General features: G+C 67.0%; 15 protein-coding genes. 13 read left to right on the plus strand and 2 right to left on the minus strand.

Going from position 1 to position 16,430, the window contains the following annotated elements; all coding sequences use genetic code 11:
* Positions 1-207 precede the first annotated feature (207 nt).
* The 11 genes from A5688_RS23370 (at position 208) to A5688_RS23420 (ending at position 11,057) form a co-directional block, all read left to right on the plus strand.
* The gene (locus A5688_RS23370; RefSeq protein WP_067914810.1) at positions 208-1,335 is read left to right on the plus strand and encodes an LLM class flavin-dependent oxidoreductase; all 1,128 of its coding nucleotides are present in this window, start codon (positions 208-210) and stop codon (positions 1,333-1,335) included.
* On the plus strand, positions 1,332-2,501 hold the full coding sequence (locus tag A5688_RS23375; RefSeq protein WP_067838264.1) for a sulfotransferase family protein: 1,170 nt from the start codon (positions 1,332-1,334) through the stop codon (positions 2,499-2,501). Before A5688_RS23370 ends, A5688_RS23375 begins: the two co-directional genes overlap by 4 nt.
* Before the next feature lies 1 nt (position 2,502).
* Positions 2,503-3,306 carry a sugar phosphate isomerase/epimerase family protein gene (locus A5688_RS23380; protein WP_067838267.1) on the plus strand — a complete coding sequence of 268 codons (804 nt, stop codon included), beginning with the start codon at positions 2,503-2,505 and terminating at the stop codon, positions 3,304-3,306.
* Between the two features lie 2 nt (positions 3,307-3,308).
* Positions 3,309-4,517 carry a DUF1214 domain-containing protein gene (locus A5688_RS23385; RefSeq protein WP_067838270.1) on the plus strand — a complete coding sequence of 403 codons (1,209 nt, stop codon included), beginning with the start codon at positions 3,309-3,311 and terminating at the stop codon, positions 4,515-4,517.
* Between the two features lie 21 nt (positions 4,518-4,538).
* The gene (locus tag A5688_RS23390; RefSeq protein ID WP_067838338.1) at positions 4,539-5,456 is read left to right on the plus strand and encodes an alpha/beta fold hydrolase; all 918 of its coding nucleotides are present in this window, start codon (positions 4,539-4,541) and stop codon (positions 5,454-5,456) included.
* Positions 5,457-5,471: 15 nt separating this feature from the next.
* Complete coding sequence (locus tag A5688_RS23395) at positions 5,472-6,287, plus strand: LLM class F420-dependent oxidoreductase (RefSeq protein ID WP_067838273.1); 816 nt, start codon at positions 5,472-5,474, stop codon at positions 6,285-6,287.
* Positions 6,288-6,407: 120 nt separating this feature from the next.
* A complete protein-coding gene (locus A5688_RS23400) occupies positions 6,408-7,148 on the plus strand; it encodes a GntR family transcriptional regulator (protein ID WP_067838276.1) in 741 nt (246 codons plus the stop codon).
* Positions 7,149-7,197: 49 nt separating this feature from the next.
* Positions 7,198-9,012 carry an ABC transporter substrate-binding protein/permease gene (locus tag A5688_RS23405; protein ID WP_067838279.1) on the plus strand — a complete coding sequence of 605 codons (1,815 nt, stop codon included), beginning with the start codon at positions 7,198-7,200 and terminating at the stop codon, positions 9,010-9,012.
* Between the two features lie 8 nt (positions 9,013-9,020).
* Entirely contained in the window at positions 9,021-9,758 is a 738-nt protein-coding gene (locus A5688_RS23410; RefSeq protein ID WP_431602704.1) for an amino acid ABC transporter ATP-binding protein, read from the plus strand.
* A 65-nt stretch (positions 9,759-9,823) separates the two neighbouring features.
* Positions 9,824-10,327 (plus strand): MarR family winged helix-turn-helix transcriptional regulator, encoded by a 504-nt coding sequence (locus tag A5688_RS23415; protein WP_067838284.1) that lies wholly within the window; start codon positions 9,824-9,826, stop codon positions 10,325-10,327.
* Between the two features lie 58 nt (positions 10,328-10,385).
* Positions 10,386-11,057, plus strand: a complete 672-nt coding sequence (locus tag A5688_RS23420) for an SDR family oxidoreductase (protein ID WP_067838287.1) — start codon at positions 10,386-10,388, stop codon at positions 11,055-11,057.
* A gap of 6 nt (positions 11,058-11,063) precedes the next feature.
* Here the strand turns inward: A5688_RS23420 and leuS are convergent, their stop codons facing one another.
* Complete coding sequence (leuS, locus tag A5688_RS23425; RefSeq protein WP_067838290.1) at positions 11,064-13,967, minus strand: leucine--tRNA ligase; 2,904 nt, start codon at positions 13,965-13,967, stop codon at positions 11,064-11,066.
* A gap of 184 nt (positions 13,968-14,151) precedes the next feature.
* Between leuS and A5688_RS23430 the strand changes: the two genes are divergently transcribed.
* Complete coding sequence (locus tag A5688_RS23430; RefSeq protein ID WP_067838341.1) at positions 14,152-15,300, plus strand: LpqN/LpqT family lipoprotein; 1,149 nt, start codon at positions 14,152-14,154, stop codon at positions 15,298-15,300.
* A gap of 67 nt (positions 15,301-15,367) precedes the next feature.
* Positions 15,368-15,709 (plus strand): hypothetical protein, encoded by a 342-nt coding sequence (locus A5688_RS23435; protein WP_067838293.1) that lies wholly within the window; start codon positions 15,368-15,370, stop codon positions 15,707-15,709.
* Between the two features lie 20 nt (positions 15,710-15,729).
* On the opposite strand, the gene A5688_RS23440 is transcribed toward A5688_RS23435, so the two are convergent.
* Positions 15,730-16,338: a YqgE/AlgH family protein gene (locus A5688_RS23440; RefSeq protein WP_120312230.1), complete on the minus strand. Its 609-nt coding sequence runs from the start codon at positions 16,336-16,338 to the stop codon at positions 15,730-15,732.
* Positions 16,339-16,430: the final 92 nt, after the last annotated feature.

Raw genomic sequence — 16,430 nt, forward strand, 5'->3', positions numbered from 1 at the left:
CGACGACATCGCACGCGCCCAGCTCGAAGAGTTCATCATCGAGGGCTAAAGCCGGCCGGTCGCCCCGGCCATTAGGTAACTCTCCAAAGCGCTGGCACATGCGCTAGCGAAACCGTGGATCACCTAATGGCCGGGGCGCTGTCATGTCTGGGGCGCCACGACCATTCCATCGACACGACGCTGTGCAGTTGCTTAGCATCACTGTCGATGACCGTTCAACCCGCAGCGTTTCTTCGCACGACGCTCCCCCTCGACCTGTCCCGGCTCGCGGAGCTCGACAGTGGTCGCTACCACTCCATCTGGCTGCCCGACCACATGGTCAGCTTCTGGCCGGACTCGATCTGGACTGCCGAGTTCACCGACCTGGCCACCGCTTCCCCATCGCCGCACCGACATCTGGACGGCTTGGCGGTAGCCGCTGCGGCCGCGGTCCTGACCGAGCGGGTTCCACTGGTCAGCGCCGTCGTCGACACGGTGCGGCGCCATCCCGCCCTGCTGGCCCAGACCGCGCTCACCATCGACCATCTCGCCAAGGGCCGGTTCATCCTCGGACTGGGCAGCGGCGAGAGTGAGAACACACTGCCCTACGGCTTCGACTTCTCGCGTTCGGTCAGCCGCTTCGAGGAGGCGCTGGCGGTGATCCGGCTGCTGTGGGAAAGCGACGGCCCGGTCGACTTCGACGGCCGGTTCTACTCGCTGCACCACGCCCGGCTGGACACCGAACCCTACGAAGGCCGGCTACCGCAGATCTGGATCGGCGCCAGCGGCCCGCGGATGCTCGACCTCGCGGGCCGGCATGCCGACGGGTGGTGGCCGGCGGGCGCGTGGACTCCGGAGCACTACGCGCAGATGCTGTCCGTGGTGCGGGCATCCGCAGAACGCGCCGGCCGCGATCCGCTGGCGATCACGCCATGCTTCATCCAGGTGTGCCTGATCGGTGCGGACGACGACGCCCTCGCCGAGATCCTGCAGGCGCCACTGGTCAAGGCCTTTCTGCTGCAGGTCTCCGCGAAGACATTGCACGACTTCGGATTCGAGCACCCCATGGGCGATGGTTGGCGCGGATTCCAGGACATCGATCCGGCCGTACTCACCCGCGAGCGGATCGTGGAGTTTCTGGACAACGTGCGACCCGAAATGGTCCTGGCCGTCGTCCCCCATGGCACACCGAAAGAGGTCGCCAAAATTGTCAAGACGTACGTGGACGCGGGTCTGCGCGTGCCCAAAATCCTCGATTACGGCGCCATGGCCGGGGTGAAATACGCGCAGGCTTCCGCGGCGAATGTCCTTGCGGCCGAAGACGAACTCGTGCGGCTCTGCGGAGAGCTGTCGTGACTGCACGTCTGGACGCGGCGGAGATGCTCGCCGCCGCCGAGGCGGAAACCGGATTGCGAGACTACGGCGACCCCACCCTGCCGGAACGCTTCGCCGTCGCGGTCGAGCACCTGAACGGCCTGGGCATGGATGCCGATGGCCGCTTCGAAGCCGCACAGGTGTGTCGCTGGCTGCTGACATCGCGTCTGGAATTCATCGAGGACCGCAACCGCTACCCGATCGGCGCCGAAGTGATCGACTCACCGATGTTCGTCACCGGCGAACCCCGTTCGGGGACAACGCTTATGCACGCCCTGATGGCCGTCGACCCGGACGCTCGGGCGTTGCGGTTCTGGGAGGTGATGTACCCGTCGCCACCGCCGGGACTGGCCGCACCCGACGACGCCCGCCGGACGCGGGCCGACGCGGACTGGCGTGAGATCAACGCAAAAATGCCGAAATGGCTGCACAGCCACCCCTACAACGACATGCTGGGCGACGGCCTTCCCGAAGACGAACGGACCTGGGCGTTCGACTTTCGGGTGATGACGCCCACCGCGTGGTGGCGGGTCCCGATGCAGTCGCTGGTCGGAGGTCTGGCGACCGACGCGGCCGCGCAGTACCGGCTGCACAAGGCCATGCTGCAGCAATTGCAATACAACCGTTCGCGAAAGTACTGGGTGCTGAAGGGTTTCCATGGCTTCCGGCTCAAGGAGATGTTCGACGCCTACCCTGACGCGACCCTGGTGTGGTTGCACCGCGATCCGGTGCAGGTCGCGGCCTCACGCACCATGATGATGGCCGACATCGCCGAAGGCATGGTCGGTCCCGTCGACCTGCACGCCCTGGCGAAGATGCACCTGGAGTTGACCCGTGCCGGCGTCGCCAACACCATGAGCAACCCCATGGTCGACGATCCACGCATCCTGCACGTCCGCTACACCGACTTCATTGCCGACCAAGTCGGAACGGTGCAGCGCTACTACGCATTCGCCGGTCGCGAGGTTACCCCGGAAGCCGAAGCGGCGATGCGCGCCTATCTGGCCGACAATCGCGGCGACCGCTACGGCAAGTTTCACTACTCCACCCAACTGCTGACCGACATCGGTGAAGATCTCGACGCGCTGCACGCCGAATTCCAGCCGTTCCGTGAGCGATTCGGCGTGGCGATCGAGAACCGGTCCTGATATGACGGGCGCACACGAACGGCTGTCGGTGCACAACGTCACCTTCTACGGCGAACCGCTGGCCGCGCTCGAGGAACACTGGGCGGCGCTCGGAGTGTCCCGGTTGAGCATCCTGGACAGCCAACTAGTCGATCCGGAATTTCCAAAGCTGTTGCAGCGCAATGACTATACCGTTGAAGCGGTCTGCCACATCTTCGGCGGGGGCCGGCTGGACACCGCCGGACCCGCGGCGCGCGACGCCCTGCTGACGGTGATCGACGCCGCGGCCACGGTCGGCGCGCGCGTGGTCTATATGTTGACCGGCGGGCGGGGCGCACTGAGCTGGCCGCAGGCGGCCGATCGCTTCAGCGCGATGATCGCGCCCTGCGTCGAGCACGCGAAGAGGGCGGGCGTGGCGCTGGCGGTCGAGAACGCCTCGAGCCTCTACGCCGACATTCATATCGCCCACACCCTGCGCGATACCATCACGCTGGCCGAAATGAGCGGGCTCGGCGTCTGCATCGAGCTGTTCCACTGCTGGGCGGAGGGCGATGTCGAAGCGATGGTGCAGCGGGCATTGCCCCGAACCGAGCTCATCCAGCTCAGCGATTACGTGCTGGGTGACCGGGCGCTCCCGGGTCGCGCGGTGCCCGGTGACGGCGTGATCCCACTCGAAGCGTTCGTCGCCCAGGCCCTGGCCGGCGGCTACGCCCACGGATTCGACCTGGAATTGATCGGTCCCCGCATCGAGGCCGAGGGCCGCCTGCGATCCGCGCGACGCGCCTGCGACGTGGCGGGAGCGATGCTGACCAGATCGGCTCCGTGACAATGGGATTCGGCGATGGCCCTGACGACGCGGCGCTGCAATCGGCCTGGACTGAATTCTGCGCCCAGCTGCAGCGCGCGGGCGAGCGGGTCTTCAAAGCCGCCAACCCCGCCGCCGCATCGCACCGCGTCGACGCGTACCGGTTCCTCACCCAGAACCTGGGCCAGGCCTTCGATCTGGCCCTGGAAACTCGCGACACCGGCTACCCGGCGCTGCACACGTTCTGCGGTCCGACCCGCAAGCTCGGCGGAGACTGCGCCGACTTCACCTATCAACAGGCATGGATCGACGGGCGCTCGACCTACCGGCTCACCGGCTCCCGCGGGACCTCGCGCTTCTTCAACGTCACCGTGCAGGGCCGGCGCACGCCCGGCCCGGGCGTCCTGCACGAGCCGTTCGGCGACACCCCACAGGCCAACCTGCTCGGCCATCAACTCGATGTCGGCGAGGACGGGGGATTCGAGCTGTACGTCGGAGGACCCGAGCGCGGCCCCAATTGGCTGCCCACCACACCGGAGTCACGAAAACTGTTCATCCGCCAGGGGTTTGACCGCTGGGACGAGTCGCCGGCGCGGCTGTGCATCGAACGCACCGACATGGCCTCGCCCAAGCCGTTGCCCACCCCCGCCGACATGATCGCGGCGATGGGCTGGGCCGGTGACTTCGTCATCGGCCTGATGAACGATTGGCCCGAATTCCCGTTCACCTACGGAGGCGTCGACGCCGAGCACCCGAACACTTTCCCGCGCGTCGGCGCCACCGCCGCGGACAACAAACGCGGCCGGGCCGCCGCCAACATGTATTGGGAGCTGGCCGCCGACGAGGCACTGATCGTCGAATTCGAGGCGCACGACGGGCTGTGGATGTTCACCAACATGGGCGTCTTCTTCAACAGCATGGACTACCTGTATCGCCCGGTGAGCTACACGCCGAGCCGCACCGAGATCGACCGCGACGGCCGCATCCGCCTGGTAATGGCTCACCGTGATCCCGGCGTGCACAACTGGCTGGACACCCAGGGCTTCGAACGCGGCAACCTCACCTACCGGCACATGCTCGAAGGCGACCCTGCCGTGCTCGACACCCGGGTGGTCAAATACGACGACCTGCTCGGCGCCCTGCCCGAGGAGACCGCCATGGTGAGCTCACCCGAGCGAACCGCCGCGATGTGGGACCGCTTCCACGGCATTCGCCGCCGCTACGTTTTGTAGCCAGCGCTAGTGTCAAAGATCGTGACCGAGATCTCCGAAGACGAACTGGCCGGGCTGTCCGAATTCTCGCTGCTGTCCGAAAACGCCGAGCAGGCCGGGGTGTCCGGCCCACTGCCCGACGCCGAACGCGTCGAGTCCGGCACGGGCGAAGCCAAGATCAGCGCCTTGCGCTGGGGTGGCAGCGCTCCCCCGCGGATCGTGTTCGTCCACGGCGGTGGGCAGAATGCGCACACCTGGGACACCATCATCGTCGGCATCGGTGAGCCCGCGCTGGCGGTCGACCTTCCCGGTCACGGCCACTCCGCCTGGCGCGAGGACGGCGACTACTCGCCGCAGCACAACGCCGACACCTTGCTGCCGATCCTGCGCGAACACGCCGCGTCGGCCGACCTCGTCGTCGGCATGTCGCTGGGCGGATTGACCGCGATCCGGCTGGGCGCGGTGGCCCCCGAGCTGGTCAACGAACTGGTGCTGATCGACGTCACCCCATCGGCGCTGCAACGGCATTCCGAGATGACCAAGGAGCAGCAGGGCACGGTGGCGCTGATGCACGGGGAACGCGAATTCCCCAGCTTCCAGGCCATGCTCGACTTGACGGTCGCCGCGGCCCCGCACCGCGAGGTGAAGGCACTGCGCCGCGGCGTGTTCCACAACTCGCGCAAGCTGGACAACGGCAACTGGACGTGGCGCTACGACGCCATCCGCACCTTCCCCGACTTCGCCGGTCTCTGGGACGACGTCGACGCGCTGTCCGCCCCCGTGACCCTGGTGCGCGGTGGCTCATCGGGCTTCGTCAGCGACGAGGACGCTGCCGAACTCGGCCGTCGCGCAAAGCATTTCCGCTCCGCGCACGTCGTGGAGAATTCGGGCCATTCCGTGCAAAGCGACCAGCCCCGCGCGCTGATCGACATTCTGCGTGGGGTGCTCGACGCGCGCTGAGCCTACGGTGGGGTCATGACCTCTGCTGACCGTCCCGTTCGAATCGGTGTGCAACTGCAGCCTCAGCACGCCCCCGAGTACAGCCAGATCCGCGACGCCGTGCGCCGCTGCGAAGACATCGGTGTCGACATCGCCTTCAACTGGGACCACTTCTTCCCGCTCTACGGCGATCCCGACGGCGCGCATTTCGAATGCTGGACGATGCTCGGAGCCTGGGCCGAGCAGACATCGAGCATTCAGATCGGCGCGCTGGTGACGTGCAACTCCTACCGCAACCCGGAGCTGCTGGCCGATATGGCCCGCACCGTCGACCACATTTCCGACGGCCGACTCATCCTGGGCATCGGGTCGGGTTGGAAACAAAAGGACTACGACGAGTACGGCTATGAATTCGGTACCGTCGGCAGCCGCCTGGACGACCTGGCGACCGCACTGCCCCGAATCCAAGCTCGGCTGGCCAAACTGAACCCGGCCCCCACCCGCGACATCCCGATCCTCATCGGCGGCAAGGGCCCGCGGAAAACACTGCGCATGGTCGCCGAACACGGCGACATCTGGCACGGCTTCACCACCGTCGAGACCTATCCGGCCGCGGCGGCCGTGCTGGAAGAGCATTGCGCCGCCGTCGGGCGCGACCCGTCCACCATCGAGAGGTCGGCCGGCGTCGAGAACAACAGCGGAGTTCGCCGCGGTGAGGGAACAGACGGATTGATCGCCAATGCCGAAGGCCTGACCGCGCTGGGTGTGACGCTGCTGACCGTGGGCGTCAATGGTCCGGACTACGACCTGACCGCCGCCGAAGCGCTATGCAAGTGGCGCGATAGCCGCTAAACCGGCCGGGCCGCAGTCGCCTAATGTTCGTCGGCCAAACACATAAACGCATCCGTCAATTCATGAGAAACTCTCACCGCTAGATTGCCGCACCGGCCGTGAAAGAGACTCAAGAAAACGATGCCGAAGAAATACGGGGTCAAAGAAAAGGACCTGGTTGTTTCGCACGTCCTCCACCTGTTGTTGACCGGGAAGCTGCGCAGCGGGGACCGCGTCGACCGCAACGAAATTGCGCTGGGTTTGGGTGTGAGCCGGGTGCCTATTCAAGAGGCACTGGTCCAACTCGAACACGACGGCATCGTCTCCACGCGCTACCACCGCGGCGCCTTCGTCGAGCGGTTCGACGAGGCCACCGTCCTCGAGCATCACGAGCTCGACGGCCTGCTCAATGGGATCGCGTCCGCACGCGCGGCGACCAATCCCACGCCGCGAATCCTCGGACAGCTCGATACGCTCATGCGCTCGCTGCGCACCGCGAAGGATTCGCGCGCCTTCACCGACCTCGCGGCCGAATATCGGCGCACCGTCAATGACGAGTACGCCGGACCGCGGCTGCATGCCACCATCCGCGCCTCGCAGAACCTCATCCCCCGCGTCTTCTGGACGACCTATCAAAGCGGGCGCGACGACATGCTGCCGTTCTACGAAGACGAGACCTCGGCAATACACCGACGCGACCCCGAAGCCGCGCGGGCGGCGTGCGTCGACCGCTCCTACCTGATGGCCCAGACGATGCTCGCCGAACTGTTCCGGCGGCGGGTCTTCACCCCGCCCGACGACATCAGCCGGGTCGTTCCCGGCCCGCTGCAGGTAATCGCCGACGCGGACACCATCTGCGGCGAGGCATCGCTGGCGCTGTGAACCGACGCTGAGCGGGCCGGGTCGCCGCTCAGTCGTTACGGTGACACTGATGAGTTCGCGCGTGGGCCGGCACACGAAGCGCCGCGGAAAGGCACTCGGCCTGGCCGCGACAGTCCTCATGGTGTGTGGCCTCGCGCTGGGCGGACCGGTCGGACCGGCGGCCGCCGACTGGAATCAATGCGCGCCGGCCGGCGTGGAGAGCGCGAGGACGCTGCCCAAAGATCTGACCGAGAACCCGACGACCGGCGAGGACGACCGCGACACAACGGCATCCGTCGAACCGCTCAGCGCCGTCGACGTCGGCTCTCTGGGCCTCGGCACGCCGGGACTCCTGACGATCGGCACGCTGTCGGACGCCCCGCCCAACATCTGCATCAATCCCACCGGCGAATTCAGCGGGTTCGACAACCAACTGCTGCGCGCCATCGCCGACAAGCTGCATCTGCAGGTCCGCTTCGTCAGCACCGACTTTTCCGCGCTGCTGGCGCAGGTAGCGTCCCGGCGCTTCGACGTCGGCTCGGCCGCGGTGAAGGCCACCGACGCGCGTCGGCGCACCGTCTCCTTCACCAACGGCTACGACTTCGGCTTCTATTCGCTGGTGGTGCCGCCGGGTTCCGCGATCCACAAATTCCGCGACCTCGCGGCCGGCCAGCGCATCGGCGTCGTGCAAGGCACCGTCGAGGAGTCCTTCGTCGTCGACGTACTGCATCTGCAACCCGTGAAGTATCCGGGCTTCGCCACCCTGTACGCCAGCCTGAAGTCCCGCCAGATCGACGCCTGGGTAGCGCCCGGAACCCTGGCGGCGACCGTCATTCGTCCCGGCGATCCGGCGGTGATCGCCGCGAATACCTACAGCCCAGGCAATTTCGTGGCTTACGCGGTCGCCAAAGGCAACAAGCCGTTGATCGATGCGCTCAATTCCGGGCTGGACGCCGTCATCGCCGACGGCACCTGGGCGCACCTGTACACCCAGTGGGTGCCGCGGACGATGCCGCCCGGATGGAAACCCGGTTCCAAGGCCGCGCCCGTCCCCAAGTTGCCGGACTTCGCCGCGATCGCGAAGCAACACCGTTCGTCGGCGGGCCCGCCCGCACCGAAATCACCCCTGGCGCAGTTGGGTGACTCCTTCTTCGACTGGGACATGTACCGGCAAGCCGTCCCCATGCTGTTCACCACCGGATTGCCCAACACCCTGATCCTGACCAACAGCGCGCTCGTCATCGGCCTGGCGTTCGGAATGGTGCTGGCGATGGCGGGGATCTCCACCCGGCGCTGGTTGCGCTGGCCGGCGCGCGTGTACACCGACATCTTCCGCGGCCTGCCCGAAGTAGTGATCATCTTGCTCATCGGGATGGGCATCGGCCCGTTGGTCGGTGGGCTGACCAACAAGAATCCATATCCGCTCGGCATCGCCGCACTGGGATTGATGGCCGCCGCCTACATCGGCGAAATCCTGCGCTCCGGAATTCAAAGCGTCGACCCCGGCCAACTCGAAGCCTCCCGGGCGCTCGGCTTCGGCTACGTCACCGCCATGCGGCTGGTGGTGGTACCGCAGGGAATCCGGCGCGTGCTGCCCGCCCTGGTCAATCAGGCCATCGGGCTGTTGAAGGCCTCCGCGCTGGTGTACTTCCTGGGCCTGATCGCCGACCAGCGTGAACTGTTCCAGGTCGGGCGAGACCTCAACGCACAGACCGGGAGCTTGTCGCCGCTGGTGGCCGCCGGACTCTTCTACCTGCTATTGACCATTCCGCTAACGCATTTGGTCAACTACATCGACACCCGCCTGCGCCGCGGCCGCCGCACCGCGAAGCCCGACGACGACGCCGACATGCTGGCAACGACATTCGGCCAGGAAATTACGTGACCCCCGGCATCCACGGGCGAGAGTCAGTCTCGCTGGCGGCCAAAGACGTTCACCAAACCCTGGGCGGAAGCAAGGTGCTGCGGGGCGTCGATCTCGAGGTGCCCGCGGGCAGCACCGTGGCGGTCATCGGGCCGTCCGGCTCGGGCAAGTCGACACTGCTGCGCACCCTGAACCGCCTGTACGAGCCCGACAGCGGCGACATTCTGCTGGATGGCAGATCGGTGCTGCGCGACGATCCCGACGAGCTCCGTCAGCGTATCGGCATGGTGTTCCAGCATTTCAATCTCTTTCCGCACCGCAGCGTGCTGGACAACGTCGCGATGGCGCCACGAAAGCTGCGGCGGCTGCCCGCCGACGAGGCCCGCGACTTGGCGATGGCGCAGCTGGACCGAGTTGGCCTGAAGCACAAGGCCGCTGCCCGCCCCGGCATGCTGTCGGGCGGCCAACAACAGCGAGTGGCGATTGCCCGTGCGCTGGCGATGGCGCCGCAGGTGATGTTTTTCGACGAGGCGACCTCGGCGCTGGATCCCGAAATGGTCAAGGGAGTACTGCAGCTCATTGCCGACCTTGGCGCCGGCGGCATGACAATGGTTGTGGTAACCCACGAAATGGGTTTCGCGCGGTCGGCATCCGACGCCGTGATGTTTATGGATCACGGCAAGGTCGTGGAATCGGGCCCTCCTGAGCAGATATTCGAAGCCGCGCAGACCGAACGGCTGCAGCGGTTTTTGTCGCAAGTCCTTTGATCCCGGATAACTAGTGGGCAATAGCTCCCTTGTAGGCACCTCATATCGGGATAGACTCCCGATTTATGTCAGACAGCGAATCGAACCCGGCCGAGGTAGCCGAGCTCGCCGAAGGTTTACACCGAGCGCTGTCCAAATTGTTCGCGATTCTCCGCCGTGGGGACCCCAGCGGGGCGGCGGCCGGGGAACTGACCCTGGCGCAGTTGTCGATTCTGGTCACGTTGCTCGACCAAGGCCCGATCCGTATGACCGATCTCGCCGCGCACGAACGGGTGCGGACTCCCACCACGACCGTGGCGATCCGCCGGCTGGAGAAAATAGGTCTGGTCAAGCGTTCCCGCGACCCGTCCGACCTGCGTGCGGTGCTCGTGGACATCACCCCGCGGGGGCGGGCCGTTCACGGTGAATCGTTGGCCAATCGACGCGCTTCGTTGGCGGCGATGCTGAGCCAGCTCCCGACGTCTGACCTCAACACCCTGATGCAGGCGCTGGCGCCGCTGGAGCGGCTGGCCTCCGGCGACCCGACGTCCGGACCCGCCGGCGTACCGCCCGCGCGCAAGGAAGCCTGAAAAGGGCTTTACCTCAACGCTTTCCGTCTTCGACGGCACGGTCGGTAAACTGCAGGGCATGCCCAATGCACTCATCACCGGCGCCGGCGGCGGTATCGGATCGGCAATCGCCACAGCGCTGGCCCCCACGCACACCCTGCTGCTGGCCGGCCGGCCATCCGAGCGGCTCGACGCGGTCGCAGAGCGGCTCGGCGCCACCACGTTTCCGCTGGACCTCACCGACTCCGAGGACATCGAAGCCGCCTGCGAAATCGTGGACGAACTCGACGTGCTGGTGCACAACGCGGGGTTGTCCATACCCGGCAGTGTCGCCGACTCGAACGTCGACGAATGGCGTGCCACGTTCGCGGTAAACGTCTTTGGACCGGTGGAACTCACGCTGGCGCTCTTGCCGGCGCTGCGACAAGCGCGCGGCCAGGTGGTGTTCATCAACTCCGGGGCGGGCCGCAACGCTTCGCGGAGTATGGCGTCCTACTCGGCCAGTAAGTTCGCGCTGCGCGCCTTCGCGGATTCGCTGCGCAGCGATGAATCCGATTTGCGGGTGACGACGATCTATCCGGGCCGGACCGACAGCGCCATGCAACGCGAACTCGTCGAGTTCGAGGGCGGCACCTACGATCCCGCCAAGTTTTTGAAGCCCGAAACGGTTGCGGCCGCGGTCGCCGATGCGGTGGCAACCCCGCCCGACGGACACATGCACGAGGTGGTGCTGCGGCCCGCCCAGCATTAGGCGCCGCTAAACAACCAGGTTGACCAGCCGGCCGGGGACCACGATCACCTTGCGCGGGTTGGCCCCCGCCAGGAACGCCTGAACCTTTTCATCGGCGAGCGCCGCGGCCTTCAGGGTGTCCTGATCGGCGTCGGCGGCCACCTGCACTCGTCCGCGCACCTTGCCGTTCACCTGCACCGGGTACTCCACCGTGTCGTCGACCAGATAGGCCGGGTCGGCAACTGGGAACGGGCCGTGCGCCAGCGGGGTCTCGTGGCCCAGTCGCAGCCACAATTCCTCGGCCATGTGCGGGGCCAGGGGCGCCAACATCAATACCAGCGGCTCCACCGCCGCGCGCGGCACCGCGTCACGGTGCTCCTTGGTGAGATGGTTGGTGTATTCGATGAGTTTGGCCGCAGCGGTGTTATTGCGCAGTGCGGCATAGTCTTCCGCGACGCCGGCGATGGTGCGATGCAGCGCTCGAAGCGTGCCGGTCGCCAACTCCGGCCCGTCAACCACGCGGGTGTCACCGGTCTGCTCGTCGACCACCAACCGCCACACGCGCTGCAGGAAGCGGTGGGCTCCCACGACGTCCTTGGTCGCCCACGGCCGGGACGCCTCCAGCGGGCCCATCGACATCTCGTAGACCCGCAGGGTGTCAGCGCCGTAGTCGTCGCAGATCTCGTCGGGCGAGATCGAATTCTTCAGGCTCTTACCGATTTTCCCGAACTCCTGGAAGACTTCGACCTCTCCCCCGGGCCCCGGGTAGACGAAGCGGCCGTCGCGTTCGACCACTTCTTCGGCCGGCACGTAAGACCCGCGCGCGTCGGTGTAGGCGAAGGCCTGGATGTAGCCCTGGTTGACCAGGCGACGGTAAGGCTCCCGGGAACTCACATGGCCCAGGTCGTATAGGACCTTGTGCCAGAACCGCGCGTACAGCAGATGCAGCACCGCGTGTTCGGCGCCGCCGACGTACAGGTCGACCCCGCCCGGATCCTGCGGCCCGTGCTCAGCCGGCCGCGGACCCATCCAGTAGGCCTCATTCTCCTTATCGCAGAACCTTTCCGAATTGTGCGGATCGGTGTAGCGCAGTTCATACCAGGAGCTGCCCGCCCACTGCGGCATCACGTTGGTGTCCCGGCTGTAGGGCTTCAGGCCGTCGCCCAGGTCCAGCTCGACGTGCACCCACTCCGTCGCCTTGGCCAACGGCGGCGAGGGCTCGCTGTCGGCGTCGTCGGGGTCGAACAGCACCGGCGAGTAATCCGGTACATCGGGCAACTCGACCGGCAGTGCGGCCTCGTCGAGTGCATGCGCACGTCCGTCCGCGTCGTAGACGATGGGGAACGGTTCGCCCCAGTAACGCTGACGGGCGAAAAGCCAGTCGCGCAACTTGAATTCGACGCGTGCCCAGCCGCGGCCATCGGCCTCCAAGCGGGCGGTGATCTTTTCCTTGGCCGCGGCCACGTCCAATCCGTCGAGGAAGCCGGAGTTGACCAGTACCCCGTCACCGGCGTAGGCGGATTCCGAAATGTCGCCTCCGGCAATGACTTCCACGATCGGAAGGCCGAATTCGTGGGCGAAGTCCCAGTCGCGCTGGTCATGGCCGGGAACCGCCATGATCGCCCCGGTTCCGTAGCCGGCCAACACATAGTCGGCGATGAAGATCGGCACGGGCTTCCCGTTGGTGGGATTGGCGGCATAGCCGCCCAAGAAGACGCCGGTCTTCGCTTTGCTTTCCTGACGCTCGAGGTCGGACTTCGACCCGATCGCCTGCCGGTAGGCGGCAACGGCCGCACCGGGTGTGGCTGCGCCATACGTCCAGCGCGGGTCGGTGCCCTCCGGCCAGGCGGGCGCCACCAAGCTATCGACCAGGTCGTGCTCGGGCGCCAGCACCAAGTAGGTGGCGCCGAACAACGTGTCGGGCCGGGTGGTGAACACCTCGATATCGACCGTCTCGCCGTCGCGCCCGGGGGCCGCGAACAGCGCTTTGGCACCGGTGGATCGGCCGATCCAGTTGCGCTGCATGGTCTTGACGGGTTCGGGCCAGTCCAGCACCTCGAGGTCGTCCAGCAGCCGGTCGGAGTACGCGGTGATCCGCATCATCCACTGCCGCAACCGTTTCCGGAATACCGGGAAGTTGCCGCGGTCGCTGCGGCCGTCGGCGGTGACCTCTTCGTTGGCCAGCACGGTGCCCAGGCCGGGACACCAGTTCACCATCGAGTCGGCCCGGTAGACCAGCCGGTGGCCGTCGATCACGTCGGCGCGCTCCCCCGCCGACAGCCCGGCCCAGTCCCGCCCGTCCTCGAGGCCGCGGACACCGGACTCGAATTCGGCGACCAGCTCGGCGATGGGGCGCGCCTTGTTGGCGGCGCTGTCGAACCAGGCGTTGTAGATCTGTAAGAAGATCCATTGGGTCCACTTGTAGAACTCGACGTCGGTGGTGGAGAAGCTGCGCCGGCTGTCGTGGGCGAGGCCCAGGCGCCCCAGTTGGCGCCGGAAATTCACGACGTTGGCCTCGGTCCGGGTGCGCGGGTGGGTGCCGGTCTGCACCGCATACTGCTCGGCGGGCAGCCCGAAGGCGTCAAACCCCAACGCATGCAACACGTTACGGCCGGTCATCCGGAAGTAGCGGGCGTACACGTCCGTTGCGATGTAGCCCAGCGGGTGGCCGACATGCAGACCCTCCCCCGACGGGTAGGGAAACATGTCCTGCACGAACAACTTGTCGTCCGGGACGGCGGCGCCGTCCAGCGGAGCCAGCGAGCCGACCGGGTTGGGCACGTTGAACGTTCCGAGCTTCGCCCAGTTCTCCTGCCACACACCCTCGATACGGCCCGCCAGCGTCGCGGTGTAGCGATGCGGCGGCGCGTCGGAGTCGGGCGGGGCGGCGCCAGAGTTGCTTGCTGGCGAAGCGGTCGGGGAGTCGGTCACCTGAACAGGGTATAAGGGCCGACACGACGGGGCCGCCGGCCACAGGTTGGTCTCGGTTCCATTGCGCACCGATCAGGGGTTCATCCCAGGTGTGTTTCGAGCCTGTTCACCGCCTTTGACCTGTAGTTACAGTCAGCCACTATCGACGGCTTCTGGTATCGAGCCATTGGAAGGACCGACGCAGATGATTGAGATCGTCCCCGGCCACCGGGCACTCCTCGGGGGTATGGTCGCCGGCCTGATGGGCCTGGCGGTTGTTGCGGGCGGCACGGCATCCGCAGACCCGTTGCCTCCTGCGCCAGCACCCGTCCCCGCGATTCCCGTGCCGGCGCCGCAGAATCTTGGGCCCGAGCTGGTGCCGCCGAGCAGATACCTCGCGGCCCCTCCGGCCGGTAATCAGATCGTCCCGCCGGCCACCGCCGCGGTCCCGGGCACCACGGCACCGGCCGCCGTCACGCCGGCGGCCCCGGCCCCGGCCCCGGCTCCCGCGACGTCCGGAACGATCCGCGAATTCCTGCAGTCGAAGGGCGTGAAGCTCGAACCCCAGAAGGCCCAGGGCTTCAAGGCACTCGACATCACGTTGCCGGTGCCCGCACGCTGGACCCAGGTGCCTGATCCCAACGTGCCCGATGCGTTCGCGGTCATCGCCGACCGGCAGGGCAGCAGCATTTATTCATCGAATGCCCAGGTCGTCGTGTACAAGCTGGAGGGCGCCTTCGATCCGAAGGAGGCCATCACCCACGGCTACGTCGACAGCCAGAAACTGCCGGCGTGGCAGCCCACCAACGCCTCGATGGCCGATTTCGGTGGCTTCCCGTCGTCGGTCGTCGAAGGCACCTATCGCGACGGTGACTTGACGCTCAACACGTCGCGGCGCCACGTCATCGCCACGTCGGGACCCGACAAGTATTTGGTGTCGCTGTCGGTGACCACCGATCGCGCGGTGAGCGTCGCCGACGCACCGGCCACCGACGCCATCATCAACGGGTTCCGCGTGAGCGCGCCCGGCGCGCCCGCCCCGGCGCGCACTGCCTCTCCGGTTGGGCTGCCCGCACAGGCTCCCGTCGCGCAGGCTCCCACCGCGCCGGCTCCACTCGCTGCTCCGGTTGCCCCGGCACCGGCCGCGGCTCCAGTTGTCCCGGCACCGGCCGCGGCTCCGGTCGCCCCGGCACCAGCCGCGACCCCGCTCGTACCGCTCGCCCAGACCTCGCCCGCGGCGCCGGTCGGGCTCCCCGCACAGGCACCCATGGCGGGCCAGCAGCACACGCCCAGTCTGTTGGCCATGGTGCCGGGCCTGCCCCCGCTCCCGAACTTCTCGTTCCTGCAGCACTAACGACGGCGGCCCCGGCACCCGCCGAGCCGGATTCGCGCGCCGGTGACCCGGCTCGTATTGTGAGCGCATGCTGATTGCGGGCGTGCTGTGCATGTGTGCGGCGGTGGCCTCGGCGGGGTTCGGCACTTGGTCGCTTGCACACAACCGGAGTTCCGGCGCCACTGCATTGGCGCTGCGCGCGATGGCGCCGACCCAGCTGGCGGTCGCGGTGATGCTGGCCGCCGGAGGCGTGGTGGCCATGGCCGCGGTCCCGGCTACCGCGCTGATTGTGCTCATCGTCTGTGTCGTGGGCGCGCTGGGAACGCTGGCCGCGGGCTCGTGGCAGAGCGCGCGCTTCGCGCTGCGCCAGGAAGCGGCGGCGCCTACCTGTGGCGGCAGCTGCGCCGGCTGCACGCAGTCGTGCCACTGATCTGAAGTGGGGGAGAGGCCCTAGTTTCGGCTGACGTCGATGGGGTGGGTGGCGAGCAGCGAAAGCGGCAGCGGCTGGCGACGCAGGACTTGGCCCCACAGATCCGACCTCGGTCCGACTAACACATCGGATGGCAAGGCGGACAACACAATCCAATCGTCGCGTTCGATCTCGCCTTCAAGCTGACCGATGGTCCAGCCCGAATATCCCGCGAAGATCCGTACCCCTTCGACCAGCGGCGCGATCACGTCGGGCTCGGCGTCCAGATCGACCATCACCACCCGGCCGTCCACGTGCCGCAGGCCCGGCGCGTCCTGCGGGTCGGCGCCGATGCGCAGCGTCGCCAGACACAGCGCGGCGTCACGCTTCACCGGGCCCCCGATGAACATCGTCTTCGGCTTGGCCGACAGCTTGGTCCACTGTGGCAACACGTTGTACACCGCGGTTTCGCTGGCGCGGTTCAGCACAACACCCAGCGTGCCGCCGTCGTTGTGCTCGACGATGTAGATCACGCTGCGCCGAAACGTCGGTTCGAGGAGATCGGTGTTGGCGAGCAGCAAGGTGCCCGCACGCACGCGTTGCGCGGCGGGTGCGACGTAGTCCTCTGGATCCTCCGGCGGCGGCACCAGACCATCATCGCATCCAGCGCACGGTCGCCCCAGGGCAATCGACGGGGTGGGCCACGGAGATTTGTACTGTTATTGGGACGGCTTTGACCGCG

Source organism: Mycobacterium mantenii, assembly GCF_001667865.1.
Classification (GTDB): Bacteria; Actinomycetota; Actinomycetes; order Mycobacteriales; family Mycobacteriaceae; genus Mycobacterium; species Mycobacterium mantenii_A.